At 67.8% G+C, this 25,272-nt stretch carries 25 protein-coding genes; 8 read left to right on the top strand and 17 right to left on the bottom strand.

Going from position 1 to position 25,272, the window contains the following annotated elements:
* Nucleotides 1–39: 39 nt before the first annotated feature.
* Together gatA and gatC are read right to left on the bottom strand one after the other, a co-directional pair.
* The gene (gatA, locus tag AC5Y2L_RS13450) at nt 40–1,524 is read right to left on the bottom strand and encodes an Asp-tRNA(Asn)/Glu-tRNA(Gln) amidotransferase subunit GatA (RefSeq protein WP_499936156.1); all 1,485 of its coding nucleotides are present in this window, start codon (nt 1,522–1,524) and stop codon (nt 40–42) included.
* Nucleotides 1,521–1,820 carry an Asp-tRNA(Asn)/Glu-tRNA(Gln) amidotransferase subunit GatC gene (gatC, locus tag AC5Y2L_RS13455; RefSeq protein WP_499936155.1) on the bottom strand — a complete coding sequence of 100 codons (300 nt, stop codon included), beginning with the start codon at nt 1,818–1,820 and terminating at the stop codon, nt 1,521–1,523. The genes gatA and gatC overlap by 4 nt, the downstream gene beginning before the upstream one ends.
* A 163-nt stretch (nt 1,821–1,983) precedes the next feature.
* On the opposite strand from gatC, the gene AC5Y2L_RS13460 reads away from it, so the two are divergent.
* On the top strand, nt 1,984–2,640 hold the full coding sequence (locus AC5Y2L_RS13460; RefSeq protein WP_499936154.1) for an ACT domain-containing protein: 657 nt from the start codon (nt 1,984–1,986) through the stop codon (nt 2,638–2,640).
* Here AC5Y2L_RS13460 and AC5Y2L_RS13465 read toward each other — a convergent pair.
* The 7 genes from AC5Y2L_RS13465 to AC5Y2L_RS13495 form a co-directional block, all read right to left on the bottom strand.
* Nucleotides 2,627–5,515, bottom strand: coding sequence for an MMPL/RND family transporter (locus AC5Y2L_RS13465; protein ID WP_499944033.1), 2,889 nt, complete (start codon nt 5,513–5,515; stop codon nt 2,627–2,629). The two genes, AC5Y2L_RS13460 and AC5Y2L_RS13465, sit on opposite strands and share 14 nt — an antisense overlap.
* Nucleotides 5,512–5,916: an MmpS family transport accessory protein gene (locus AC5Y2L_RS13470; RefSeq protein WP_499936212.1), complete on the bottom strand. Its 405-nt coding sequence runs from the start codon at nt 5,914–5,916 to the stop codon at nt 5,512–5,514. Before AC5Y2L_RS13470 ends, AC5Y2L_RS13465 begins: the two co-directional genes overlap by 4 nt.
* 189 nt (nt 5,917–6,105) lie before the next feature.
* On the bottom strand, nt 6,106–6,714 hold the full coding sequence (locus AC5Y2L_RS13475) for a TetR/AcrR family transcriptional regulator (protein ID WP_499936152.1): 609 nt from the start codon (nt 6,712–6,714) through the stop codon (nt 6,106–6,108).
* A 29-nt stretch (nt 6,715–6,743) separates the two neighbouring features.
* Nucleotides 6,744–8,819, bottom strand: a complete 2,076-nt coding sequence (ligA, locus tag AC5Y2L_RS13480) for an NAD-dependent DNA ligase LigA (RefSeq protein ID WP_499936151.1) — start codon at nt 8,817–8,819, stop codon at nt 6,744–6,746.
* A 283-nt stretch (nt 8,820–9,102) separates the two neighbouring features.
* On the bottom strand, nt 9,103–9,426 hold the full coding sequence (locus AC5Y2L_RS13485; RefSeq protein WP_499936150.1) for an ArsR/SmtB family transcription factor: 324 nt from the start codon (nt 9,424–9,426) through the stop codon (nt 9,103–9,105).
* Nucleotides 9,423–9,905: an SRPBCC family protein gene (locus tag AC5Y2L_RS13490; protein ID WP_499936148.1), complete on the bottom strand. Its 483-nt coding sequence runs from the start codon at nt 9,903–9,905 to the stop codon at nt 9,423–9,425. The genes AC5Y2L_RS13485 and AC5Y2L_RS13490 overlap by 4 nt, the downstream gene beginning before the upstream one ends.
* A 67-nt stretch (nt 9,906–9,972) precedes the next feature.
* Complete coding sequence (locus tag AC5Y2L_RS13495; RefSeq protein WP_499936147.1) at nt 9,973–10,998, bottom strand: uroporphyrinogen decarboxylase/cobalamine-independent methonine synthase family protein; 1,026 nt, start codon at nt 10,996–10,998, stop codon at nt 9,973–9,975.
* A gap of 95 nt (nt 10,999–11,093) precedes the next feature.
* Between AC5Y2L_RS13495 and AC5Y2L_RS13500 the strand changes: the two genes are divergently transcribed.
* Entirely contained in the window at nt 11,094–11,729 is a 636-nt protein-coding gene (locus tag AC5Y2L_RS13500) for a sensor domain-containing protein (protein ID WP_499936146.1), read from the top strand.
* Between the two features lie 91 nt (nt 11,730–11,820).
* Nucleotides 11,821–12,234, top strand: coding sequence for a hypothetical protein (locus AC5Y2L_RS13505; RefSeq protein WP_499936144.1), 414 nt, complete (start codon nt 11,821–11,823; stop codon nt 12,232–12,234).
* 16 nt (nt 12,235–12,250) lie between these two features.
* On the opposite strand, the gene mnmA is transcribed toward AC5Y2L_RS13505, so the two are convergent.
* The 6 genes from mnmA to AC5Y2L_RS13535 form a co-directional block, all read right to left on the bottom strand.
* Nucleotides 12,251–13,333 carry a tRNA 2-thiouridine(34) synthase MnmA gene (gene mnmA, locus AC5Y2L_RS13510; protein ID WP_499936143.1) on the bottom strand — a complete coding sequence of 361 codons (1,083 nt, stop codon included), beginning with the start codon at nt 13,331–13,333 and terminating at the stop codon, nt 12,251–12,253.
* On the bottom strand, nt 13,330–14,511 hold the full coding sequence (locus AC5Y2L_RS13515) for a cysteine desulfurase family protein (RefSeq protein WP_499936142.1): 1,182 nt from the start codon (nt 14,509–14,511) through the stop codon (nt 13,330–13,332). The genes mnmA and AC5Y2L_RS13515 overlap by 4 nt, the downstream gene beginning before the upstream one ends.
* Before the next feature lie 41 nt (nt 14,512–14,552).
* A complete protein-coding gene (locus AC5Y2L_RS13520) occupies nt 14,553–15,431 on the bottom strand; it encodes a lysophospholipid acyltransferase family protein (RefSeq protein ID WP_499936140.1) in 879 nt (292 codons plus the stop codon).
* Nucleotides 15,428–16,276 carry a GNAT family N-acetyltransferase gene (locus tag AC5Y2L_RS13525; protein WP_499936138.1) on the bottom strand — a complete coding sequence of 283 codons (849 nt, stop codon included), beginning with the start codon at nt 16,274–16,276 and terminating at the stop codon, nt 15,428–15,430. Before AC5Y2L_RS13525 ends, AC5Y2L_RS13520 begins: the two co-directional genes overlap by 4 nt.
* Before the next feature lie 173 nt (nt 16,277–16,449).
* The gene (locus AC5Y2L_RS13530; RefSeq protein ID WP_499936137.1) at nt 16,450–17,406 is read right to left on the bottom strand and encodes an electron transfer flavoprotein subunit alpha/FixB family protein; all 957 of its coding nucleotides are present in this window, start codon (nt 17,404–17,406) and stop codon (nt 16,450–16,452) included.
* Nucleotides 17,407–17,452: 46 nt separating this feature from the next.
* A complete protein-coding gene (locus AC5Y2L_RS13535; protein ID WP_499936136.1) occupies nt 17,453–18,253 on the bottom strand; it encodes an electron transfer flavoprotein subunit beta/FixA family protein in 801 nt (266 codons plus the stop codon).
* Between the two features lie 251 nt (nt 18,254–18,504).
* Here AC5Y2L_RS13535 and AC5Y2L_RS13540 point away from each other — a divergent pair, with 251 nt between their 5' ends.
* From AC5Y2L_RS13540 to AC5Y2L_RS13555, 4 genes are all read left to right on the top strand, one after another.
* Nucleotides 18,505–19,314 carry a class I SAM-dependent methyltransferase gene (locus tag AC5Y2L_RS13540; RefSeq protein WP_499936134.1) on the top strand — a complete coding sequence of 270 codons (810 nt, stop codon included), beginning with the start codon at nt 18,505–18,507 and terminating at the stop codon, nt 19,312–19,314.
* Nucleotides 19,311–20,900 (top strand): 1,4-alpha-glucan branching protein domain-containing protein, encoded by a 1,590-nt coding sequence (locus AC5Y2L_RS13545; RefSeq protein WP_499936133.1) that lies wholly within the window; start codon nt 19,311–19,313, stop codon nt 20,898–20,900. Before AC5Y2L_RS13540 ends, AC5Y2L_RS13545 begins: the two co-directional genes overlap by 4 nt.
* An 82-nt stretch (nt 20,901–20,982) precedes the next feature.
* Entirely contained in the window at nt 20,983–22,227 is a 1,245-nt protein-coding gene (locus tag AC5Y2L_RS13550) for a glycosyltransferase family 4 protein (protein ID WP_499936131.1), read from the top strand.
* A gap of 17 nt (nt 22,228–22,244) precedes the next feature.
* Complete coding sequence (locus tag AC5Y2L_RS13555) at nt 22,245–23,594, top strand: TIGR01777 family oxidoreductase (protein ID WP_499936130.1); 1,350 nt, start codon at nt 22,245–22,247, stop codon at nt 23,592–23,594.
* A 10-nt stretch (nt 23,595–23,604) separates the two neighbouring features.
* Here AC5Y2L_RS13555 and AC5Y2L_RS13560 read toward each other — a convergent pair whose 3' ends face one another.
* A complete protein-coding gene (locus tag AC5Y2L_RS13560; RefSeq protein ID WP_499936128.1) occupies nt 23,605–24,276 on the bottom strand; it encodes a phosphodiesterase in 672 nt (223 codons plus the stop codon).
* A gap of 144 nt (nt 24,277–24,420) precedes the next feature.
* Here AC5Y2L_RS13560 and AC5Y2L_RS13565 point away from each other — a divergent pair, with 144 nt between their 5' ends.
* The gene (locus AC5Y2L_RS13565) at nt 24,421–24,981 is read left to right on the top strand and encodes a MarR family winged helix-turn-helix transcriptional regulator (protein ID WP_499936127.1); all 561 of its coding nucleotides are present in this window, start codon (nt 24,421–24,423) and stop codon (nt 24,979–24,981) included.
* A gap of 22 nt (nt 24,982–25,003) precedes the next feature.
* On the opposite strand, the gene AC5Y2L_RS13570 is transcribed toward AC5Y2L_RS13565, so the two are convergent.
* Nucleotides 25,004–25,192 (bottom strand): hypothetical protein, encoded by a 189-nt coding sequence (locus AC5Y2L_RS13570; protein WP_499936126.1) that lies wholly within the window; start codon nt 25,190–25,192, stop codon nt 25,004–25,006.
* Nucleotides 25,193–25,272 lie beyond the last annotated feature (80 nt).

Consider the following 25,272-nt stretch of genomic DNA (forward strand, 5'->3'; position numbering starts at 1 on the left):
GGCACGTTTCAGGGGGATTTTGCGTCTGCTCGCCAACCGTTAAACGGCCGAGGGCAGCGGCCCACGGGCAGCCTCGTAGGCCGCCCCCACCCGGTAGAGCCGATCGTCGGCCAACGCCGGAGCCATGATCTGCAGTCCCACCGGGAGCTGGTCGTCAGGGGCAAGTCCGGACGGCACCGACATGCCGCAGTGGCCGGCCAGGTTCACCGGCAGCGTGCACAGGTCGCACAAATACATCGCCAGCGGGTCGTCGACCTTTTCCCCCAGCCGGAAAGCGGTGGTGGGGGTGGTCGGCGACACCAGCACATCGACCGAGCGGTAGGCCTCGTCAAGGTCGCGGGCGATCAGCGTGCGCACCTTCTGCGCCTGGTTGTAGTAGGCGTCGTAATAGCCTGCCGACAAGGCATACGTGCCAATCATGATGCGCCGCTTGACTTCCGGGCCGAAACCGGCGGCCCGGGTCAACGCCATCACCTCCTCGGCGCTGTGGGTGCCGTCGTCGCCGACGCGCAGCCCGTAGCGCATCGCGTCGAAGCGGGCCAGGTTGCTCGACACCTCCGACGGCAGGATCAGGTAGTAGGCGGCCAGCGCGTGGTCGAAGTGCGGGCAATCGACTTCGCTGATCTCCGCACCCAGCGCCGTCAACTGGTGCACGGCTGCCTCGAACGAGGCCAGCACTCCTGGTTGGTAGCCCTCGCCGCGGTGCAGTTGTTTCACCACCCCGATCCGGACGCCCGTCAGGTCACCTGCCGCGCCGGCCTTGGCGGCAGCAACCACATCCGGTTTCTCGGCGGCGACGGAGGTGGAGTCGCGGGGGTCGTGGCCGGCGATCACCTGGTGCAGCAGGGCGGTGTCCAGCACCGTGCGCGCACATGGGCCGCCCTGGTCCAGCGACGACGCACAGGCCACCAGCCCGTAGCGGGACACCGTGCCGTAGGTGGGTTTGACGCCGACGGTCGCGGTCAGCGCGGCGGGTTGGCGGATGGACCCGCCGGTGTCGGTCCCGATGGCCAGCGGCGCCTGGAATGCGGCCAGCGCCGCGGCGCTGCCCCCACCGGAGCCGCCCGGAACCCGCTCGACGTCCCATGGGTTGCGGGTCGGGCCGTAGGCGGAGTTTTCGGTCGACGAGCCCATGGCGAACTCGTCCAGGTTGGTCTTGCCCAGGATCGGGATCCCGGCCGCGCGCAGCCGGACGGTCAGCGTGGCGTCGTAGGGAGATCGCCAGCCCTGCAGGATCTTGGAGCCGCAAGTGGTCGGCATGTCGACCGTGGTGAACACGTCCTTGAGTGCCAGCGGCACCCCGGCGAGCGGCGACGGCAGCGGTTCGCCGGCGGCCACGGTTTTGTCGACAGCGGACGCCGCGCTCAATGCCTCCTCCGCGGCCACGTGCAAGAAGGCGTGGTAGCGGTCATCGGTCGCCGCGATCTGATCCAGGCAGGCCTGGGTGATCTCGACCGACGACAGCTCCTTGGCGGCGATCTGCGCGGCCAGCGTCGCGGCGTCGGCTCGGACGATGTCCGTCACTGGCTCTCCCCGAGGATCTGGGGGACGACGAAGCGGCCCTCGGCGGCTGCCGGCGCCTGGGACAGTGCCTGCTCTTGGGTCAGGCACGGCGCCGGCTCGTCGGGCCGCATGACGTTGACGTCCTTGAGCGGGTTGTCGGTGGCTTCGACATCGGTGACGTCGACGGCCTGGATCTGGCTGACGTGGGTAAGGATGGCGTCCAGCTGACCGGCGAAGCTGTCCAGCTCGGCGTCGGTCAACGCCAGCCGGGCCAGCCGGGCCAGGTGGGCCACCTCGTCGCGGGAGATCTGGGACACGAGCGAAAAGCCTAGTCGGATCGAAATGCGGCGCTGGCGCCACGTTGGCCACCGAGTGTGACGCTGGCGTGACGTTCGTCGTCGAGCGTGACGCCGGCGTCACGTTGGGCGCTGCGGGCCGCCCGAAATGCTGCTACCCCGTCGCTGTGCGAAAGTGTTGGCCGTGCCTTCCTACCTACTGCGCATCGAGCTGGTCGATCGCCCCGGAAGCTTGGGCTCGCTGGCCGTGGCGCTCGGCTCGGTGGGCGGCGACATCCTGTCGCTCGACGTGGTGGAGCGCAGCTCTGGATACGCGATCGACGACCTGGTGGTCGAGCTGCCACCGGGAGCGATGCCCGACACGCTGATCACCGCCGCCGAGGCGCTGCCCGGCGTCCGGGTGGACAGCGTCCGTCCGCACACCGGTCTGCTCGAAGCCCACCGGGAGCTGGAGCTCCTGGACCACGTCGCCGCGGCCCGCGACAACGCGTCCAGGCTGCAGGTTCTGGCCAACGAGGCCCCCCGGGTGTTGCGGGTGGCGTGGTGCACGGTGTTGCGCGCTACCGAGGCCGGACTGCAAAGGCTGGCGGGCAGCCCCGGTGCGCCGGAGACTCGGGCGGTGTCGGCGCCGTGGTTGCCGATCGAACGCGCCGCCCCGCTCGACGGCGGCGCCGACTGGGTGCCGCAATCCTGGCGCGACATGGACACCACGATGGTCGCGGCGCCGTTGGGCGACCCGCACACCGCGGTGGTGCTGGGCCGCCCGGGTCCGGAGTTCCGGCCGTCGGAGGTGGCCCGACTGGGTTATCTGGCCGGCATCGTGGCAACTATGTTGCGCTAGCACCAACCGGGTCGTCGTCCTCCCAGAGCAGCAGTTGCCGAACCGCCGGACGGGGCCCGTACGGCCGCAGCATGGTGCTGGCCGGGCGGGGACGTACCCGTTGCGGCCACCAGAACCAGCGACCCAGCAGCGCCGCGATGGACGGCGTCATGAAAGACCGCACGATCAGCGTGTCGAACAGCAGCCCCAGGCCGATGGTGGTGCCGATCTGACCCAGCACGACGAAGCCGCTGAACACGAAGGCGCACATGGTGATTGCGAAAACGAGTCCGGCCGATGTCACCACCGATCCGGTCCCGGCCATCGCGCGGATGATGCCGGTCTTGAGTCCGGCACCGATCTCCTCCTTGAACCGCGAGATCAGCAGCAGGTTGTAGTCGGATCCGACGGCCAGCAGCAGAATCACCGCCAGCGCCAGCACCACCCAGTACAGCTGGACACCAAAGATGTACTGCCACACCAGAACCGACAACCCGAAGGACGCGCCCAATGAAAGAGCCACCGTGCCGACGATGACCAGCGCGGCAACCAGGCTTCGCGTGATGAACATCATGATCAGCAGGATCAACGAGATTGCGGCGATCGCCGCGATCATCAGGTCCCAGGTGGCGCCGTCCTGGATGTCTTTGTACGTGGCGGCGGTGCCGCCGATGTAGACCTTGGCTTCGGCCATCGGGGTGCCCTTGACCGCCTCGTGGGCGGCCTTCCTGATCGGCTCGATGTGCGAAATGCCCTCGGGCGTAGCGGGATCGCCCTCATGCGTGACGATCATGCGCGCGGCCTTGCCGTCGGGCGACAGGAACAATTTCAGACCTCGTTTGAAATCAGGATTGTTGAAGACCTCGGGCGGCAAGTAGAACGTGTCGTCGTTCTTCGCGACGTCGAACGCCCGGCCCAGCGCGGTGGCGTTTTCGATCGCCGACGCGGTCTGGGCGTAGATGCCCGACAGGGTGGCGTAGTTCGCCATCACCAGGTCGCGATTGGTCTGCTGACTGTCGATCTGGGGCGGTATCAACGCGACCAGCTTCGGCTGCAACGCGTCGAGTCGGTCCAAGGTAGCCGTCAGGTCCTCAAATTTCTGGCTCAGGGCGTCGATGCCGTCGAGCGCGTCGAAGATGGACCGCAACGCAAAGCACACCGGGATGTCGTAGCAGTGCCGTTCCCAATAGAAGTAGCTTCGGATCGGCCGGAAGAAGTCGTCGAAATTCGCGATCTTGTCGCGCAAATCGTTGATCGTGGCGATGGTGTCGCGGAAGTTCTCCGCCTCGCTGTGCGTGGTGGCGGCCAGCTCCTGCTGCAGGGTGTACTGCTGCTTCAACAGGTCGATCGTCTTCGCGAGCTCGTTGGCCTGCCTCATCAAGTCGTTGGCCCGATCTCGTTGGTAGGTAAGGTTTTCGGTTTGGTTGGCGCTTTGCGCGCTGATCTGGAACGCGAGTGAGCTGTGTACCAGCGGGGTTCCCAGCGGCCTGGTGATCGCCTGCACCTGGGCGATGCCCGGGGTGTGAAACACGGCCTTGGCCACCCGGTCGAGGATGAGCATGTCGGCCGGGTTACGCATGTCGTGATCGGTTTCGACCATCAACAGCTCGGGCTCCAATCGGGCCCGGGAGAAGTGCCGCTCGGCGGCGGTGAACCCGACGTTGGCCGGTGCACTGGCCGGCATGTACGGGCGGGTGTCATAGCTCGTCTTGTACCCCGCGAGCGACAGCAGGCCGATCAAGGCCAGCGCGCATGCCACGGCAAGGATGGGACCGGGCCAGCGGACGATGCCGGTGCCGATCCGGCGCCAGCCACGGGTTCTCATCGCCCGCTTGGGTTCGAAGAAGCCCGCGGCGGCGCCCAGTGTCAACACGGCCGGAGCCAGCGTCAGCGCGGCGGCGAGCGCGACCAGAATGCCCAGTGCGGCGGGGATGCCGAGGCTCTGGAAATACGGCAGCCGGGTGAAGCTCAGGCAGAATACCGCGCCGGCCACGGTCAGGCCCGATCCCAAGACGATGTGGGCCGTTCCGCGAAACATGTTGTAGAAAGCGGCTTCTCGATCTTCGCCGGCGCTGCGGGCCTCTTGATATCGGCCGACGACGAATATGGCGTAGTCGGTTCCCGCGGCGATGACCAGCAGCGTGAGCAGGTTCGTCGAGTATGTCGACAGCCCGATGATCCCGGCGTTTCCGAGGAAAGCGACGATCCCGCGGGCGGCGGCCATCTCGACCAGGACCGTCAACAACACCAGGAGCATGGTGAGGAAAGAGCGGTAGACGAACAGCAGCATCAGCGCGATCACCCCGACGGTTATCGTGGTGACCTTCGCGGTGCCCTTGCTGCCCACCTCGAACTGGTCCGCGATCAGCGGTGCCGCACCGGTGACATAGGCCTTGACTCCCGGCGGCGCCTTGGTGTGATCGACGATGTCGCGGACGGCCGCGACGGACTCGTTGGCCAGCGCCGAGCCTTGATTGCCGGCGAGGTTCAGCTGCACATACGCGGCCTTGCCGTCGGTGCTCTGCGATCCCGCCGCGGTGAGGGTGTCCCCCCAGAAGTCCTGAACGTGCTCGACATGCTTGCGGTCGGCCTCTAGCTTGCGGATCAGCGTGTCGTAATACCGGTGGGCGTCCGCGCCGAGCGGCGAAACACCTTCCAGGACAACCATTGCCGAGCTGTCGGTATCGAATTCGTGGAACACCTGACCGATGCGTTTGGTCGCTTTCAGCGCCGGTGAATCCGGTGAGCTCAGCGCCACGTTGTGGATTTTGCCGACGTCTTCCAGTTGCGGCACCAGCGCATTCGTCACCGCGGCCAGGGCCACCCACAGCACCAGGGTCGGCACCGACAGGCGCCGGATGGTGTGCGGTATGCGCGGCGGTCGGGGGCTGCTCATCCTGACTTGTCCAGGCAGAAGGTGTAGGCGTCCGGTGTGTTGACGGTCCGTTGGTCTTTCACTTCGCCGTTGACGATGATGCGGCAGCCGATGGTGTCGCCGTTGCCCTGCGCCACCACGTTGCCAAGGACCGCGGGCTCGGTCGTGGTGATAGTGAACGACCAGGGCAAGGGCGCGTCTTTGACCTGCTGCGGCTGAGCGTTGACGTCCAGGTAGTTGATCGTCGCCACCGCCCCCGGCGCGCCGAAGACTTCCAGAACCACGTGTTTGGGGTTGAACGGGACGATCTGGTTGGCGAGGCCACTGTTGGCGGATACGTCGTTGTGCGAGCCGAAGATTCCATGCAAGCGATAGATGCCAAAACCCGCGGCGGCGACGACGGCCACCGCGACCAATGCCATCCATCCTCGCTTGACCAGGGGCGCAACTGAAACCCTGCTCACCCGTTCACCTTTCGACAAGGTCGAGCGACTCAACCACATTCCTGCGACACTTCGGCGCGGTTAATGGGTATGACAGTACGGTACTGGACCGTACTGCACAAGAGACGTGACCGTACACTTTATGTTCGAGCTGGCGGCCGGGCCGCATCACCTGGTGCAGCGCGTCAGGCCGGGAATGATGAAGTTGTCGACCAGCGCTTCCACCGTGCTACGGGTAGGCGGATGGTCCGGGACAAGCGACCGGAAGATCAGATATCCGGGCAACAGGTCCCACAGGTCGTCGGTGATGGCGGTCTTCGCGATCTCACCCCGCGCGACGGCTTCGCGGAGTACCTGCTGCATCAACGCTTTGCGCTGATCGATGAAATTGTGCTGAAAGGCGTCGTTGAGTGCGGGGTGGCGGGCCACTTCGACCAGCACCGCACGGATGGTGCTGGCATGCTGGCGTGCCTGCTGACAACAGATCTCGCCGAGCTTGAGCAGATCGCCGCGCAGCGTGCCGGTGTTGGGCGGGACGGCCACTTGACGCACGCCCTCGGTGAAGGCGGCCAGGACGAGCTCGGCTTTCGAGGGCCAGCGCCGGTAGACCGTGGCCTTGCTGGCGCGGGCCGTATTGGCCAGCGCGTCCACCGTCAACCCGTCATAGCCGTGTTCCTGTAGCAGTTGCAAAGTCACCGCCAGCAGCTCGGCCTCGCGCGGCGACCACGGGGATGCGTCGGCGAACGCGTCGGCAGTCTGCGTCATAGCGCCCACCATAGAACTACAGCCGTCGTTACGGCATCGGTTTACTTTCCCGAGTCGGCAGTGGGGCCGTCGGCCAACAACTTTCGGAATCCGTCCTCGTCCAGAATGGGCACCCCCAGCTCGACCGCTTTGTCGTACTTCGATCCCGGCGAGTCGCCGGCCACGACATACGAGGTCTTCTTCGACACTGAGCCGGCGGCCTTGCCGCCGCGCGCAACGATCGCCTCCTTGGCCTGGTCGCGAGAGAAGCCCGTCAGCGAGCCGGTGACCACGATGGTCAGCCCGGACAGCGTGCGCGGGATGCTGTCGTCGCGCTCATCGGCCATCCGCACTCCGGCCGCTTTCCACTTCTCCACGATGTCGCGGTGCCAATCCACGGTGAACCACTCGGTGACGGCAGCCGCGATGGTGGGTCCGACTCCCTCGACCGCGGCCAACTGCTCGGTGGACGCGTCCCGAATGGCGTCGATGTCGCCGAACTCGGTGGCAAGTGCGCGCGCGGCCGTCGGCCCGACATGGCGGATCGACAGCGCAACCAGCACGCGCCACAGCGGCGCGGTCTTGGCTTTTGCGAGGTTGGCCAGCAGCCGCTTGCCGTTGGCGGACAGCTCGCCGGCCTTGGTCCGGAACAGCTCGGTGCGAAGCAGGTCGTCTTCGGTGAGCCCGAACAGGTCGCCCTCGCTGTTGATCACTCCGGCCTGCAGTAGCGCGACGGCGGCCTCATAGCCCAGCACCTCGATGTCCAGGGCGCTGCGGCTGGCCACGTGAAACACCCGTTCCCGCAATTGCGCCGGGCAGCGCTGTGCGTTGGGGCAGCGGATGTCCGCGTCGCCCTCCTTCTCCGGTGCCAGTGTGGAACCGCACTCGGGACATGTTGTGGGCATGACGAATTCGCGTTCTGATCCGTCGCGCAGGTCGACCACGGGACCCAGCACCTCGGGAATCACGTCGCCGGCCTTGCGGATCACCACGGTGTCACCGATCAGCACGCCTTTGCGCTTGACCTCCGAGGCGTTGTGCAGCGTGGCCTGCCCCACCGTCGACCCCGCGACTTTCACCGGCGTCATGAAGGCGAACGGCGTGACCCGGCCCGTGCGACCGACGTTGACCTTGATGTCGAGCAGCTTGGTCTGCGCTTCCTCGGGCGGGTATTTGTAGGCGATGGCCCAGCGCGGCGCACGCGAGGTGGAACCCAGTCTGCGCTGCAGCGCCAACTCGTCGACTTTGATTACCACTCCGTCGATTTCGTGGTCCACCTCGTGGCGATGCTCGCCCCAGTAGTCGATGCGCTCCTGCACGCCGGACATGTCGTCCACCAAGGTGGTGTGCTCGGAAACCGGTAGCCCCCAAGCCTTTAGGGCGAGATATCCGTCGTGCTGGGTGACCGGGCGGAAACCTTCGGTGTGGCCCAGCCCGTGGCAGATCATGCGCAGCCGGCGACGGGCCGTTACCGCCGGATCCTTCTGGCGCAGCGAACCCGCGGCGCTGTTGCGGGGGTTGGCGAACGGCGCCTTGCCGGCCTCCACCAGGCTTGCGTTGAGCGCCTGAAAGTCCTCCACCCGGAAGAACACCTCACCGCGGACCTCGAGCACCTTCGGAATCGGGTAATCGTCGGTGGCCGTGAGCCTTTCGGGAATGTCGTCGATGGTGCGGGCGTTCAGCGTGACGTCTTCGCCGGTGCGACCGTCACCTCTGGTGGCGGCCCGGGTCAGGCGCCCGTCCCGGTAGACCAGCGACAGTGCGACGCCGTCGATCTTGAGTTCGCACAGGTAGTGCGCGCTGTCGCCGATCTCGGCGTGGACGCGAGCGGCCCAGGCATTGAGTTCGTCGCTGCTGAAGGCGTTGTCGAGGCTGAGCATACGTTCCAGGTGGTCGACCGGCTCGAAGTCGGTGGCGAAGCCGGCGCCGCCGACCAGCTGGGTGGGTGAGTCGGGCGTGCGCAGCTCGGGGTATTCGGTCTCCAACGCCTCGAGCCGGCGCAGCAGCTTGTCGAACTCGGCGTCGGTGATGATCGGCGCGTCCCGCACGTAGTAGCGGAACTGGTGTTCGCGCACCTCCTCGGCCAGGTCCTGCCACGCTCGCAACACTTCCGGGCGCAACACCTCTGGGGAGCTCACTCTGGCAGGCTATCGGAGCGTACCGACAAGCTCGTGTGTGGCCGTCACAGCGATCGCGTCGGGCAGATGTTGCTCGTTGAGTGTGAACACTGGGCGTCGACTGTGAACAGATGGCTTTCGGTGTGAGCCTCGGACTGCATTCGGCGCCATATTCCCGCCCAGGCTGCACGCGCGAATGCCAGGATTCACACCCGACGCCCGAACCCGTCGGTCGGCAAATCCACCGCGACAGCGATTGCCCACCAAGCCAATTGAGCTAGCCGATCCAACACCGCCGGGAGGCTCAATCCTCGACATATGCTCGCAGCCGATCCACCGCGGCATCCCACCGGCGGGACAGCTGGGTGAGGTAGTCGCTGGCCCGGGCCAGCGGCTCGGTCTGCACCGTCCAGACTCGCTCGCGGCCGCGCCGGCTGCTGGTCACCAACCCAACCGACTCCAGCAGTAGCAAATGCTTGCTGGCCGCCTGCCTGGTCACCGGAACTACCTGTGCGACTTGCGAAGTCGAGCTCGGGCCGTCGTCGCACAGCCGCACGATGATGCGCAGCCGGTTGGGGTCGCCGAGCGCGTCGAACAGCGGCGCGCCGACGGCGGCAGCCACGCTCACCGGGTGAGATACCTGCGCACGAGATCGGCCTGGATTGCCCAGCCTTCCGAGTTGGCCTCGAAGGAGGCGTTGCGGCGGGCTTCCGGGATGGCATCGAAGCCGGATTCGACGATGGTGAGCCGCACCCCGTCCGGGGTTTCCGACAGGGTGAATTCGACCAGCGTGGTCGGCTCCTGGTCGTAGTCGACATTCGGGTCGACCGCAAACGGATGCCAGCGGTAGGCGAACCGACGCTGCGGCTCGATCGCGACGATCTGCCAGACGCTTTTCACCCCGGCATACTCTTGTTGGCGTTCGGCGACCGCGGCATCGACAGTGGTCGGAGCGATTGCCGCGGTGACCGTGCCACCCGAGATGAAGGGCCCGTCGAAGCGGACTCCGAACCATTGCCCGAACTCCTCGGCGTCGCTGATCGCGCGCCAAACCCGCTCCAGCGGTGCCCGCAAGACGACTTGCTTCTCAATGCGATCGGTACTCATATGCAACCTCCTGGTTGCGTTTCAGTCCAGCACAGTCGCCGCCAAAACGCAACCTTTTGGTTGCGTATCAGATCGCCTCGGGGTCCTCACCGAACGCGGCGGCGGCCTTGCGGGCCAGCCCGATGGCCACCCGTGCCCACTGCGGAGTGGCGCCGGCCAGACCACACGTCGGGGTGACCCCGATGCGGTCGCGCAGCGCCGTGCGGCCGAAACCGAGCCGATCGGTTACCGCGACCACCGCGCCGGCCACTTCCTCGGCCGACGGCCGTCGGGTCGGGGCGGTCGCAGGAACCACGCCCAGCAGCACGGCGCGGCCCGATTCCACGAATGCGGCCAGGCCGTCCAGGTCGGCGGCTTGCACGTTGCTCGCGTCCACCGAGATCGCACGAATTCCACTGTTCTGCACCAGGTTCCATGGCACCTCGGAGCCGCAGCTATGGAGCAGCACGTCGGCACCCACGCCGGCGACGCAGGTGTCCAGCAGCGCCGCGGCCACCGATTCGTCAAGCGCGGCAACCGGACTCAGCGCGGTGACCCCGCTGAGCCGTCCGCCCAGTGCCGCGGGCAGCGACGGCTCGTCGAGCTGGATCACGACCGGTGTGTCGAGCCGGCGAGCCAGCGCCGCGCGATGTGCGGCAACGCCTTCGGCCAGCGACGCCGCCAGGTCACGCAGGGCGCCCGAGTCGGTGATCGCTCGGTGTCCATTGGCCAGCTCCAGCCCGGCGGCCAGGGTGATCGGTCCCGGCGCCTGCACCTTGACCACCCGCCCGCCACCGCGCAGGCCGGCCGCTTCCCATGCCTCTTCGAGCGCGTCCATATCCTCGTCGAGCAGGCTTACCGCCCTGCGCGTCACCGCGCCCGGCCGCGCCACGATCCGGTAGCCACGTGGCATGGTGTCGATCGCAACGTCGACCAACAGCGCACCTGCGCGACCCAGCATGTCGGCACCGACTCCCCTGGCGGGCAGCTCGACGATATGGGCCAGCGCATCGGCCAGTTCGCCGACGACGACCTCGGCCGCCTGCCGCGCGACGGTACCGGGCCATGATCCGATGCCGGTGGCCTTGACCGCGGCCGATGCGAAATGACTCACCCGCCAACCGTATTCGATCTCACCTCGAACGCCGGTCGGCAGGGGTGTTTCGGGCTGGCGTGCTCAGGTAGGTTCGGGGAGCGGAAGGGTGTCTGATGGCAGGGTTGGCGCGGTCGCTGTTGTGGTGCGGCGCAGGATTGCTCACCGCCGCGTGCACCCAGGTGGTAGGGGGCACTGCCCTGCCCGGATTCGGCCCCGCCGCCAAAGGCATTCAGGGTGTCAACGTCGACCGGATCCTGCTGGAACAGCCTCGGATGGGCGCGATAACCGGCGCCGGCGAGCATCTCACGATCATTCCCACCATGGATGGCCGGTCACCGGTGGACATCGAAGAGCTCGCCCGAACCGCGCCGCGGGCGTGCCGGTTCATCTACGCGGAGACCGCAACCTTCGGGCCCGACGTCGAGGAATTCCACAAGACCACCTTCCAGGACCCGCCGGATGGCGCGCTCATCTCCGAAGGCGCCGCGGCCTATCGCGACGCGGCCGTCGCGCGGCGCGCCTTCGACACCCTGGTGACCACCGTGCACGATTGCGCGGCCACCCCGGACGGCTTGTCGTACACCGGCAGCTGGAAGGCCGATACCGATTCGCTGCATATGCGACCGGGTGGTTGTGGCCGTGACTACCGGGTCTTGTCGGTTGCTTTGCTGGAAGTCACCTTCTGCGGCTTTCCGCCGTCGGTGTCCGACATCGTGATGACCAACATTGCGGCCAATATCCCGCATTGAGGCCTGCCCGGATCCTCGAAGCGCGCAGTGCCCCTTGAGTCGCGTGATCGGTCGAATACGGCGATGCCCAACGACGGGTAAGCTTCCCGTCGTGGAACCCGGGAACCTGGAATCACGCGTCACCGCGCTGGAACACCAGGTCCGCGACCTGAGGATACGAGTGCAGGCGAGCGAACAAGACGCCGCGGCCGCCCGGGTGCTCGCGGGAGCCGCTGACCGCGACGTCGGTGAGTTCCGCGGCGAGCTCCGCGAGTTCCGCCAAGCCACGACGGCAAGTTTCAACGCCATGCGAGAGGACTTTGTCGACCTCCGCCAGGACTTTGTCGACCTCCGCCAGGACTTCGCCGGTCTCCGCCAGGACTTCGCCGGTCTCCGCGAGCATGTCGATCGAGGCTTCATCGAGATGCGGGGCAAATTCGATGCCACCGCGGCGGGCCAACAGCGAATCGTCGAGCTTCTGCACACCATCATCACCGATCACGGACATGACCGGCCGCCCGAATAAGCCGTAGCGCCTGCGCTCAGTCGCGCCCGCGGGTGCCGGCGATGGTCGCGCTGCCCAGCACCTCGTCACCGTCCGGGTCGGGGCGATACAGCACCAGCGTCTGGCCCCGCGCCACCCCGCGCAGCGGGGAACGCAACCCGACGACCAGCTCGTTGTCAACCAATTCGGCTACCGCACTGGCCGTTTCGCCGTGGGCGCGGACTTGAACCAGGCACTCGAGCGGGCCCGGCGGCGGAGCTCCGCCGGTGAAAACCGGCGATCGTCCGGTCAGCTCATACACATCGAGGTCTTGCGCGGCACCGACCCGGACCGTCGCGGTACCGGCATCGATCGCCGTGACGTAGCGAGGGCGCCCATCCGGCCCCGGCCCGGCGATGCCCAGGCCTTTGCGCTGGCCGATGGTGAAACCGTGCACCCCGTCATGCTCGGCCAGCACGGCTCCGTCGGCGTCGACGACGCTGCCCGGCCGGACCCCGATGCGCTCACCCAGAAAGGCGCGGGTGTTCCCGGACGGGATGAAGCAGATGTCGTGGCTGTCCGGCTTGGCGGCCACGGCCAGACCGCGGCGGGCCGCCTCGGCCCGGATCTGTGGCTTTGGGGTGTCCCCGACGGGGAACGCGGCGTGACGTAACTGCTCGGCAGTCAGCACCGCCAGCACGTAGGACTGATCCTTGTCCAGGTCGACGGCGCGGCGTAGCCGTCCCTGTGACAGCCGGGCGTAGTGGCCGGTGGCCACCACGTCGAAACCCAGCGCCAGCGCCCTTACGGCCAGCGCGGCGAACTTGATTCGCTGGTTACAGCGCACGCAGGGATTGGGTGTTTCCCCGCGGGCATAGGACGAGACGAAATCGTCGATCACGTCCGCCTTGAACTGTTCCGCGAAATCCCATACGTAGAACGGTATTCCGAGCACATCGGCGACACGGCGGGCGTCCGCGGCGTCTTCCCTCGAGCAGCACCCGCGAGAGCCGGTGCGCAACGTGCCGGGCGCGCTCGACAATGCCAGATGCACCCCGACCACGTCGTGCCCGGCGTCGACCATGCGCGCGGCGGCCACCGACGAGTCGACGCCGCCGCTCATCGCGGCGAGAACCTTCACCCGGACGACCCCGCGGCGGCCAGCGCGGCCCGGCGGGCGCGGTCGACGGCGCCCGGCAGCACTTGCAGGGCAGCATCGACGTCGGCGTCGACGCTGGTGTGCCCCAACGAAAGACGCAGCGACCCGCGTGCGCTGGCCGGGTCGGCCCCCATCGCGGTCAGCACGTGCGAAGGCTGCGCTACGCCGGCGGTGCAGGCCGATCCGGTCGAACACTCGATTCCGTTGGCGTCCAGCAACATCAGCAGCGCATCGCCCTCACAGCCGCGAAAGGTGAAGTGCGCGTTGCCCGGCAGTCGCAAGTCGCCGCGGGCGCCGTTGAGCCGGACGTCGTCGATCGCGGTCAGCACGCCTTCGACCAGGCGGTCACGCAGCGACCGCAGCCGCATGCTGTTGGCCTCTAGCCCATCCACCGCGATCTGCGCAGCGGTGGCCATCCCGACAGCGCCGGCGACATCGGGTGTACCGGAACGGATGTCACGCTCCTGCCCGCCACCGTGCGACAGCGGCACACAGCTGACGTCGCGGCGCAGCAGCAGCGCTCCAACTCCCGGCGGCCCGCCGAACTTGTGCGCGGCCACACTCATCGCCGAGAGCCCGCTGGCGGGGAAGTCGACCGGCAGCTGCCCCACCGCCTGAACCGCGTCGCTGTGCATCGGAACACCGAATTCGGCCGCTACGGAGGCTAGTTCGGCGATCGGCATGATGGTTCCGACCTCGTTGTTGGCCCACATCACCGATACCAGCGCGACGTCTTCGTAAGCCTCCAGCGCCGCGCGCAGCGCTGCCACCGACACCGAGCCATCGGACCCGGTGGGCAACCAAGTCACTTGAGCGCCTTCGTGTTCGGCGAGCCAGCCCACCGAGTCGAGGACCGCGTGGTGTTCCACTTCGGTGGTGATGATGCGGCGATGCCGGGCCTGGGCATCACGGCGCGCCCAATAGATGCCCTTGACGGCCAGGTTGTCGCTCTCCGTGCCGCCGGCCGTGAAAATCACCTCGGACGGGCGCGCGCCGAGCTTGTCCGCGATCAGCTCACGCGACTCCTCGATCCGCCGCCGTGCTGTGCGGCCGCTGGTGTGCAGCGACGAGGCGTTGCCGACCGTGCCGAGCACAGCCGTCATCGCCTCGACGGCGGCCGGGTGCATCGGGGTGGTGGCGGCGTGATCCAGGTAGACCATGACGCGCCCAGAATACCGGCCGGCCGGAACGACCAGCCCCCTCAGGCCACCAGCACGTGCTCGTCACCCGACTGCCGGGCGGTCCCCGGCTGCACCGCGCTCTGGCAGCGCCTGGCCAGCTCGCGCCGGTCGCTACCCGGTAGCTGCAGGGATTCCACCCGCACCCGCGCCAGTGTGCGGCCCACCGACAGTAGTCGGCCGACGGACCGCAGCAGGGTGTCGTCGCCGACGTAGGCCGGGGCGGTGGATACGGTTCCGTTGGCGTGGTGGTAGGTCAGCCGAAGCGGCTGCACCGGACGGCCGCTGTCGATCGCGGCCTGGAACATCGCGGGATAAAAGCTCCCGGCCCCGCGGTGGGATGCCCGTCCCGGGTCGTCGCCCACAGCACCGCACCAGGTGGTGCCCTCGGGGAAGACCACCACGGTCTGACCGGCGCGCAGCCGGCGGGCGACGGCGTCCACCACTGCGGGCAGTCGTCGCAGGCTGGCCCGCTCGATCGGGATGATCTTCAAGATGCGGGCGACCACCCCGGTCGCCGGCCCGGCGAACATGTCCGCACGGGCCACGAAGGAGCCGGGCAGCACCGCACCGATCGCGAAGGCGTCCAGCCAGGAGATGTGGTCACTGACCACCAGAACACCGCTGAGGTTGCGAATCGGGTTGCCCGACACCGTGATTCGGACGCCGAAGCACCGCAGCACCAACCGGCAGTACGCGCGTTGCACCCGGGTTCTGCCGGGCAGGGGCACCGCCAGCAGCGGCAGCCCCGGCAATAGCAGCAGCCCCGCCATGACCCGGCGCGCCACCCGCAGATGCACCATGCACCGCCGCCATCCGACCGCGTCGCCCGCACGCACACAGCTCACGTCGCAGGAGGCGCGCGGCAACCAGGCATGCCCGGCTACCGGGGAAAGGTTCACCGCGCCGCACCGGCGAGCTGCGCCGCCGCCGATACCGATCGCAACCGCTTCAGGTACCGGCTGTCGGCGTTCTGCTTGCCCAGCAGCACGCAGAAGTCGCCCACGCCGAAATCCGGGTCGTGGGCGGGCTCACCGCAGACCCGCGCCCCCAGGCGCAGGTAACCGCGCATCAGCGGCGGAACCGACGGCCGTCGCGGCGGTGGAATGTCGTCGAGGGCCCTGCCGTTCACCCGAACCGGACGGTACGGGCGCACCCGATACTCTTGCGCGGCGGCATGCCGGCTGAGCACGAAGTCCCGCACACCCCGCAGTTCGGCGCCCGGAACCTGGACACCGTCGACGTCGATAGGCACCGACACGCACCCGGTCACGTAGTCATAGCCGCAGTGGTCCAGGTAGGCCAGGATGCCGGCCCACATGAGCAGCACCACGCCGCCATTGCGGTGGCCTTCGCGTACCGCGGCGCGGCCCATCTCCACCAGCGAGGGACGCAGCGAGTCGAACGCCCGTACATCGAATTCGGTTGCGGTATAAAGTCCCCCGGCGGCGATGGCACCCGTCGGCGGCAGCATCCGGTAGCAACCCACCAGCTCACCGGAGTTGTCCTCGCGGACCAGCAGGTGGTCGCAGTATTCGTCGAACCGGTCGGCATCCCGTTGGCCGTCGCCCGCCAGGGTGAAGCCGGGTGAAGTGCTGAACACCTGGTAGCGCAGCCGCTGGGCCGCCTCGATCATGCCGGGGTCGGTGGTCAGCAGCAGGGAATAGCGCGGCCCGCCCGGCGAACCGGAAACCGCAGACGAGCCACCGGGTTTGTCGCCGGCAATCAGAACAGAAGCAGTGCTCATAGGCACCAACGTGGCGCAGACGATGATCCGGCCGGCATCGCTGCGCTGACATGTCGGTGCACGTCAGATGACTAATTGTGCGGATTCGAGCCGCCGATATGTGATGCGTTCGCCAGCACCGCGCCGGTGTGACGAAGATCGCTCCTCGGCGAGCGGCTGACGGCGCCTAGGGGCTAGCCTTTGCGGGCCTTGATCGCCTCCGTCAGCTGCGGCGCCACCTTGAACAGGTCGCCGACCACTCCGTAGTCGGCGATCTCAAAGATGGGCGCCTCCTCGTCCTTGTTGACCGCGACGATGGTCTTGGAGGTCTGCATGCCGGCCCGGTGCTGGATGGCCCCCGAGATGCCCAGCGCGATGTAGAGCTGCGGGGACACCGTCTTGCCGGTCTGGCCCACCTGGAACTGGCCCGGGTAGTAGCCGGAGTCGACGGCGGCACGTGAGGCGCCGACCGCGGCACCCAGCGAGTCGGCCAGCGCCTCGACCACGCTGAAGTTCTCCGCGCTGCCCACACCACGACCACCGGACACCACCACGGTCGCCTCGGTCAGCTCCGGGCGGTCGCCGGCGACGGCGGGCTCGCGGGCGGTGATCTTGGTGGCGTTCTCGGCGGGTTCGGGCACTTCCACGGTGACCTGCTCGCCCGCACCGTCGGTCGGCTCCGCCTCGACGGCACCGGCGCGCACGGTGATCACCGGAGTGTCGCCATTGGCCTGCGCCTCGACGGTGAACGCGCCACCGAAGATGCTGTGGACGCCCTTGCCGCCCTCCTTGACCTCGACCACGTCGACCAGCAGGCCGGACCCGATGCGCGCGGCCAGCCGACCGGCGATCTCCTTGCCGTCGGCGGTGGCGGCCAGCAACACCGCGGCCGGAGTCGACGACTCGGCCAACCCGGCCAGCACGTCGACCACCGGGGTGATCAGGTACTTGTCGACGACGTCGGATTCGGCGACGTAGATCTTGGCGGCACCGGCCGCCTTGAGCCCGTCGATCAGCGGCGCCGCGGTCCCCGGCGTTCCGACGACGACGGCGGCCGGCTCGCCCAGGGCGCGGGCCGCAGTGATCAATTCGGCGGTGACCTTCTTCAGCGCACCTTCAGCGTGCTCGACCAGCACGAGTACTTCAGCCATCAGTTATTCGCTCTTCTCGTCTCGGGAATGGTCTTGGAGGACTGGTTCAGATGATCTTCTGGGCGACCAGATACTGCGCGATCTGATTGCCGCCTTCGCCCTCGTCGGTCACCTTCTCGCCGGCGGTCTTGGGCGGTTTCGGCGTCGACGACAACACCGTCGATCCGGCGTTGGCCAACCCGACCTCGTCGGGCTCGACCCCGATATCAGCCAGGGTCAGCACCGTGACCTCCTTCTTCTTGGCGGCCATGATGCCCTTGAAGGACGGAAAACGCGGTTCGTTGATCTTCTCGTTGACGCTGACCACTGCGGGCAGCGTGGCTTCGAGAGTGAAGACGCCGTCATCGGTCTCGCGCTCGCCGGTCACCTTGCCCCCTTCGACCGACAGTTTGCGCAGGTGGGTGAGCTGCGGCAGGCCCAGGTACTCGGCGATGATGGCCGGGACCGCGCCCCCGACGCCGTCGGTGGCCTCGTTGCCGGCGATGACCAGCTCGGTGCCCTCGATGGTGCCCAGCGCCCGCGCCAGCGCCCAGCCGGTCTGAATGACGTCCGAACCGTGCATGCCGTCGTCTTTCAGGTGGACCGCCTTGTCGGCGCCCATCGAAAGGGCCTTGCGGATCGCCTCGGTGGCTCGCTCCGGGCCGGCGGTCAGCACGGTCACCGACCCCTCGACACCGTCGGCAGCCTCTCGTTCGCGGATCTGCAGCGCCTCTTCGACCGCGCGCTCGTTGATCTCGTCCAGCACGGCGTCGGCGGCCTCGCGGTCCAGCGTGTAGTCGCCGTCGGTCAGCTTGCGCTCCGACCAGGTGTCTGGGACCTGCTTGATCAGGACCACGATGTTCGTCATGAGTGTGGCTCGTCCTCCTCGAAGGGCGTCCCGCAGCGGTCGGCCGCAGGACCTGGCTAGGCATTCAGCAACCGCAGGCTCGGGTTACTACCGGGTAACTTTGCGCGGTTCGCCTTCACACCATAGCGGGTCGCATCTGCCGAATTGCCCGCTGCTCCTCCGACCGCCGATTCGCCGGACCGCGGGTTCTGTCTCCTCCGATCCACTACCAGGTTCGCGAATCGCCCGGTAGGGGTTAGCCTGCCTATGCAATGAGCGCATTCGTTCCCGAGGTCGGCCGCCGGACCCCCGACGACATCCCATCGCCGGCCGCCCAAGCGGTCCCTGGGTTGACGCTGACGGGTGAGCGCACCATCCCGGACCTGGACATCGAGAACTACTGGTTCCGCCGGCACCTGGTGGTCTACGAGCGCCTGGCGCCGCGCTGCGCGGGCCGGGTGGTGTTGGAGGCCGGCTGTGGCGAGGGTTACGGCGCCGACCTGATCGCCGGCGTGGCCAGCCGCGTCATCGCGGTGGACTACGACGAGTCAGCCGTGGCCCACGTCCGCAGCCGCTACCCCCGGGTCGAGGTGATGCAGGCCAACCTCGCCGCCTTGCCGATGCCCGACGCGTCAGTGGACGTGGTGGTGAACTTCCAGGTCATCGAGCACCTGTGGGATCAGGGCCAGTTCGTCAGGGAATGCCTGCGGGTGCTGCGTCCAGCGGGGCTGCTGATGGTGTCGACGCCCAACCGGATCACCTTCTCGCCGGGCCGGGACACCCCGGTCAACCCTTTCCACACCCGCGAACTCAACGCCGACGAGCTGACCGAGCTGCTGGTCGACGCCGGATTTTCCGACGTGACCAGGTATGGCTTGTTCCATGGTCCGCGGCTGCGCGAGATGGACGCCCGCCACGGCGGCTCGATCATCGACGCGCAGATCGCCCGCGCGATGGCCGACGCGCCCTGGTCCCCCGACTTGATCGCGGACGTCGCCGCGGTGACCACAGCCGACTTCGAGATCGAAACCCGAGACATCGACGACAGCTTGGATCTGATCGCGATCGCGGTGCGCCGGTGAGCACGCCCGACGCATCCTCGAGCCCGGTCGCGGGCCTGTTCACCCTGGTGCTGCACACGCACCTGCCGTGGCTGGCGCATCACGGCCGATGGCCGGTGGGCGAGGAGTGGCTCTACCAGTCGTGGTCGGCGGCTTACCTGCCACTGCTTCGCGTCCTGCGCACCCTGGCCGACGAAGACCGGCACCGACTGGTCACCCTCGGGATCACGCCGGTGGTGAACGCCCAACTCGACGACCCGTATTGCCTCGACGGCATGCACCACTGGCTGGCCAACTGGCGGCTACGCGCCACCGAGGCGGCCAGCGTGCGCACGACTCCCAAGTCAAAGTCGGCCGGCTATGCGGCGTGTACGCCGGAAGCCTTGCGGGCCTTCGGTATTCGCGAGGAGGCGGAGGCCCACGCCGCCCTTGAGGACTTCGCCACACTATGGCGGCACGGCGGCAGCCCGCTGCTGCGCGAACTGATCGACGCCGGCACGGTGGAACTGCTCGGCGGCCCATTGGCGCACCCGTTCCAGCCGCTGCTGGCGCCGCGGCTGCGCGAGTTCGCGCTGCGCGAAGGCCTGGCCGACGCGGCGTTGCGGCTTGCGCACACCCCGACCGGGATCTGGGCGCCCGAATGTGCTTATGCCCCAGGCCTGGAACACGACTACGCCGCGGCCGGCGTGACACACTTCATGGTCGACGGCCCGTCGCTGCACGGCGACACCGCGCTGGGCCGGCCGGTCGGTGCGACCGACGTGATCGCTTTCGGGCGTGACCTGCAGGTCAGCTACCGGGTGTGGTCGCCGAAATCGGGCTATCCGGGCCACGCCGCCTACCGCGACTTCCACACCTACGACCACCTGACCGGCCTCAAGCCGGCCCGGGTCACCGGCCGCAATGTCGCCTCGGAGGCCAAGGCGCCCTACGACCCGGAGCGGGCGGACCGCGCGGTCGATGTCCATGTCGCCGACTTCGTCGACGTGGTCCGCAACCGTCTGCTCGCCGAATCCGAGCGCATCGGGCGTCCCGCTCATGTCGTCGCCGCGTTCGACACCGAGTTGTTCGGGCATTGGTGGTACGAGGGACCGACGTGGTTGGCGCGCACGCTGCGCGCCCTGCCCGCCGCCGGGGTGCGGGTCGGAACGCTCAGCGACGCGATCGAGAGCGGATTCGTCGGTCCTGCGGTCGAATTGCCGCCCAGCTCTTGGGGTTCCGGCAAGGACTGGCAAGTGTGGGCCGGTGAGAAGGTGGCCGATCTGGTTCAGCTCAACACCGAGGTGGTCGACACCGCGCTGAGCACGGTCGACAAGGCGCTGACCCAGACGGCATCGCTGGACGGGCCCATCCCCCGCGATCATGTCGCCGACCAGATCCTGCGCGAGACGCTGCTCACCGTGTCCAGCGACTGGCCGTTCATGGTCAGTAAGGACTCCGCCGCAGGCTATGCCCGTTACCGCGCCCACCTGCACGCACACGCCACCCGCGAGATCGCCGGGGCGCTCGCCTCCGGGCGCCGCGACAACGCGCAGCGGCTGGCCGACGGATGGAACCGCGCCGACGGGCTGTTCGGCGCCCTGGACGCGCGGAGGCTGCCGCGATGAGCTGCGTCGCCCGCGAGCGTCCTGATATGTACGTCGAAAGGCCGGTATTCGCGGCATTTTGGGGACACTCGCAGGTCCGCAAATGAAGATTCTGATGGTGTCGTGGGAGTATCCGCCGGTCGTGATCGGCGGGCTGGGCCGGCACGTGCATCACTTGTCCACCGCGCTGGCGGCGGCCGGTCACGACGTCGTCGTGCTGTCCCGCCGTCCCACCGGCACCGATCCCAGCACGCACCCGTCGTCCGACGAAATCAGCGAGGGCGTCCGGGTGATCGCGGCCGCGCAGGATCCGCACGAGTTCAGCTTCGGCAAGGACATGATGGCCTGGACCCTGGCGATGGGCCATGCCATGATCCGCGCCGGGCTGTCGCTGAAGAAACACGGAACCGACCGTCCGTGGCGACCAGACGTGGTGCACGCGCACGACTGGCTGGTAGCCCACCCGGCCATCGCTCTCGCCGAGTTCTATGACACGCCACTGGTTTCCACGATTCACGCGACGGAGGCGGGACGGCATTCGGGCTGGGTCTCCGGAGCGCTCAGCCGCCAGGTGCACGCCGTCGAATCGTGGCTGGTGCGTGAATCCGATTCGCTGATCACGTGTTCGGCGTCGATGAGCGACGAGATCACCGAGTTGTTCGGCCCCGGTCTGGCGGAAATCACCGTGATCCGCAACGGTATTGACGCGGCGCGCTGGCAGTTCGCGCCCCGCCGACCGCGCACCGGACCGCCCGAATTGCTCTTTCTCGGGCGGCTGGAGTACGAGAAGGGTGTGCACGACGCGATCGCGGCACTGGCCCGGATCCGGCGCCGTCACCCCGGTACCACCCTGACCATCGCCGGCGAGGGCACTCAACAGGACTGGCTGGTGGAACAGGCGCGTAAACACAAGGTGCTCAAGGCGACTCGATTTGTCGGGCACCTCGACCACAACGAACTGCTCGCTGCGCTGCATCGGGCCGACGCCGCGGTGCTGCCCAGCCACTACGAACCGTTCGGCATCGTGGCCCTGGAGGCGGCCGCGGCCGGCACTCCGCTGGTGACCTCGAACATCGGCGGTCTGGGTGAAGCGGTGATCAACGGGCAGACGGGGGTGTCCTGTCCGCCCCGCGACGTGCCCGCCCTGGCGGCCGCCGTGTGCAGTGTGCTCGGCGATCCGGTTGCAGCGCAGCGACGAGCGCGTGCCGCCCGCCAACGGCTCACCTCGGACTTCGATTGGAACACCGTTGCGCAGCAGACCGCCCAGGTTTATCTGGCCGCCAAACGGGGCGAACGCCAACCACAGTCGCGTCCACGCATCGTCGAGCACGCATTGCCCGACCGCTGAGCCGGTAGCGTCGTGACATGGGCATCGAATACTCCAGCGTCATCGACGCGCCGCGCGACGAAGTCTTCGCCTGGCATGCCAGGCCGGGTGCGTTCGAGCGGCTTTCTCCCCCCTGGCAGCCGCTGCGGCTGCTCACCGAGGCGGCCTCACTCAAGGATGGTCGCGCGACGCTGGCGCTGCCCGGCGGTTTGCGCTGGGTCGCCGAACACCAGCCGGAACTCTACGACCCACCGCGTCGTTTCGTCGACACCATCGGCAGCGACGGGCCGGCTTCGGTGCCGGCTCGAATCATGGTGCGGTGGCGGCACACTCACGAATTCGAAGAAGTCTCCGCTTCACGAACCCGGGTGATCGACCGCGTCGAGACGCCGGTGCCCGAGGCGGCCCTACGGTCCATGTTCGTCTACCGGCACCGGCAGCTGGCCGACGATCTGGCCGCGCACCGGTTGGCGACCGAGCATGGCCTAGCTCCGACAACCGTCGCGGTCACCGGGTCGTCGGGCCTGGTCGGTTCGGCATTGACCGCGTTTCTGAGCACGGGCGGCCATCGGGTGATCCGGCTGGTCCGCCGCGCCCCGCGCACCGCGGATGAGCGGCGCTGGAAACCCGACGACCCGGACCCGCAACTGCTCGCCGGCGTCGACGCAGTGATCCATTTGGCCGGAGCCTCGATCGCCGGGCGGTTCACCGACGAGCACCGGAAGGCGGTGCGAGACAGCAGGATTGGCCCGACGCGCCGACTGGCCGAACTGGTGGAGGGTTCCTCCGTCAAGGTGCTCGTGTCCGCTTCGGCGATCGGCTATTACGGCTACGACCGCGGGGACCAAGCGCTCACCGAAGACAGCGAGCGCGGTGACGGGTTCCTTGCCGATGTCGTCGCCGACTGGGAGGACGCCACCGCGCCGGCGCAGCAGGCCGGGGTGCGAGTGGTGAAGGTGCGCACCGGCATCGTGCAATCCCCGCGCGGCGGAACGCTGCGGTTGATGCGTCCGCTGTTCAGCGCCGGGTTGGGGGGTCGGCTCGGCGGCGGCCGCCAGTGGTTGTCGTGGATCGGGATCCATGACCTGGTCGACATCTATCACCGCGCGCTGTGGGACACCACGCTGTCCGGATCGGTGAACGCGGTTGCGCCGCATCCGGTTCGCAATGTCGATTACACCCGGACCCTGGCCCGCGTTCTGCGCCGGCCCGCAGTGCTGCCGGTGCCGACGTTGGGACCGCGGCTCCTGCTCGGCGAGCAGGGCGCCCGCGAACTCGCGTGCGCCAGTCAGCGCGTCGTCCCCAGCCGCCTTAACCAGGCCGGGCACCGATTCCGTCAGCCCGACCTCGATCAGGCGTTACGGCATCTGCTGGGCCGCAGCCGCTGAAGGAGATCCCTTAATTCGCTTTCCTGCCCTCGCGGCTGCGTCGGTAAGCGCGTGCCCGCAGATCCGTGAGCCATTCGGGAAAGAGTTTCAAGCCCGGGGCGGTGTTGACAACCGGATCGAACGATACGTCCTCGCCCTGCGGTAAGACACGGGTGAGCGTCAGTCGGGCCAGTCTCCCGAAATCGGATCTGCCACAGGCCTGATCGAGCACCACTTCGAGCCCACCGTGTTCGATCCGCTCTCGCACGGCGTCCAGCGATACGCCGAATCCGGTGATCTCGCTGACGATTCGGGCGCGCAGCCACCAGTATTTCCCGCCGTAGCGAAGCGGCATCAGAGTGCTCATGTTGTGGCCCGCCCACGACGTCACCGGCCGCAACGCCAGCGTGCGGCCCACGATCCCGGAGCCGGCCGACACCAGCAGGATGTCCCACGGTGTCCCGCTTTCCTGCGCCGGAACCCGCAGAGCCAAACCAATGAAGTCGGGCAGCGCGCCGGGAGTCCCGGTGGCTTTGGACAGCCGGGCGACCACGCCCGACGACGGGATGGGCAACCCGCTGGCCGGCGGCGCGATGCGTTCGACAGTTCCCTCGGCAAGCACGCCGAGCGGATGGAAGAAGCGTTTCCCCCGAATGGCCGATCCCCAGGCGAAGGGGCGCGCAACCAGATCGGAAATGTTCACCGGCGGCGAATTCCCGATCTGAGATGGCCGAAACCAGATCGTCCACCGCACCGTTCCACGAGATGGTCAATATGACCGCTCGCCGACCTGGCCTGCGTTGCGCCGATAAGCTAATCGGCGTATCGCGAAGAAGGATGCGGATAGGTGACCAAGCGCGGCGCTGCTGACCGTCGACCAGATCGAGCCGAACTCGAAAAGCTGATGTCGGCCGACCTGCGGGCTCTCACGGCGCAAGCCGATCGCATCGGACGCCACTTTGCGCGCGGACATGACGTCAGCGGCAGCGATTTTCATGCCTTGCTGCACATCATGGTCGCCGAGACGGCCGGCACGCCGTTGACGCTGGCGCAACTGCGACAGCGGATGGATATGTCGGCTCCTGCGATCACCTACCTGGTGGATCGCATGATCGACTCCGGCCACATTAGACGCGAGGCTGACCCGGCAGACCGGCGTAAGTCGCTGCTGCGCTACGAGAAGGCCGGAATGGCATTGGCGCGTGCCTACTTCACGCCGCTTGGCGGCGAACTACGCTCTGCGATCGCCGATCTGCCCGATCGTGATCTGGCCGCCGCGCATCGGGTTTTCACCGCGATGATCGAGGCGATGACAGCGTTCGAAGCCAAAGCCGTCAAACCGGCCAAACGGTCGGCGACCGATGCCAAGCGCACGACGACGAAGGCCCGCCGCCGCGCGGCTCGCTAGCGCTTTCCCCATGACGGCGGGGCTATCCGGTCCCAGCCCCGGTGACGGGCGCGTCAGTTTCGTCGATTGGCGTCGACGTGACCGCGGTGACCTGAGATCGACGCTGCGCAGAGCGCTGCCGGAACTTCCACGCCGAAACCACCGCCAGAACCGCGAGTGCGAGGACGGTCGGCCAGAACAGTACCTGCGCCAGCCACAAACGTCTTTGCACCCGTACCACTTTGCGTTCCGCACGCAACATCCGTCGCGATGCGGCTCTCACGTCCACGTCGCGCAGATACCCGGACGCCG

The organism is Mycobacterium sp. NGS66 (assembly GCF_059812225.1).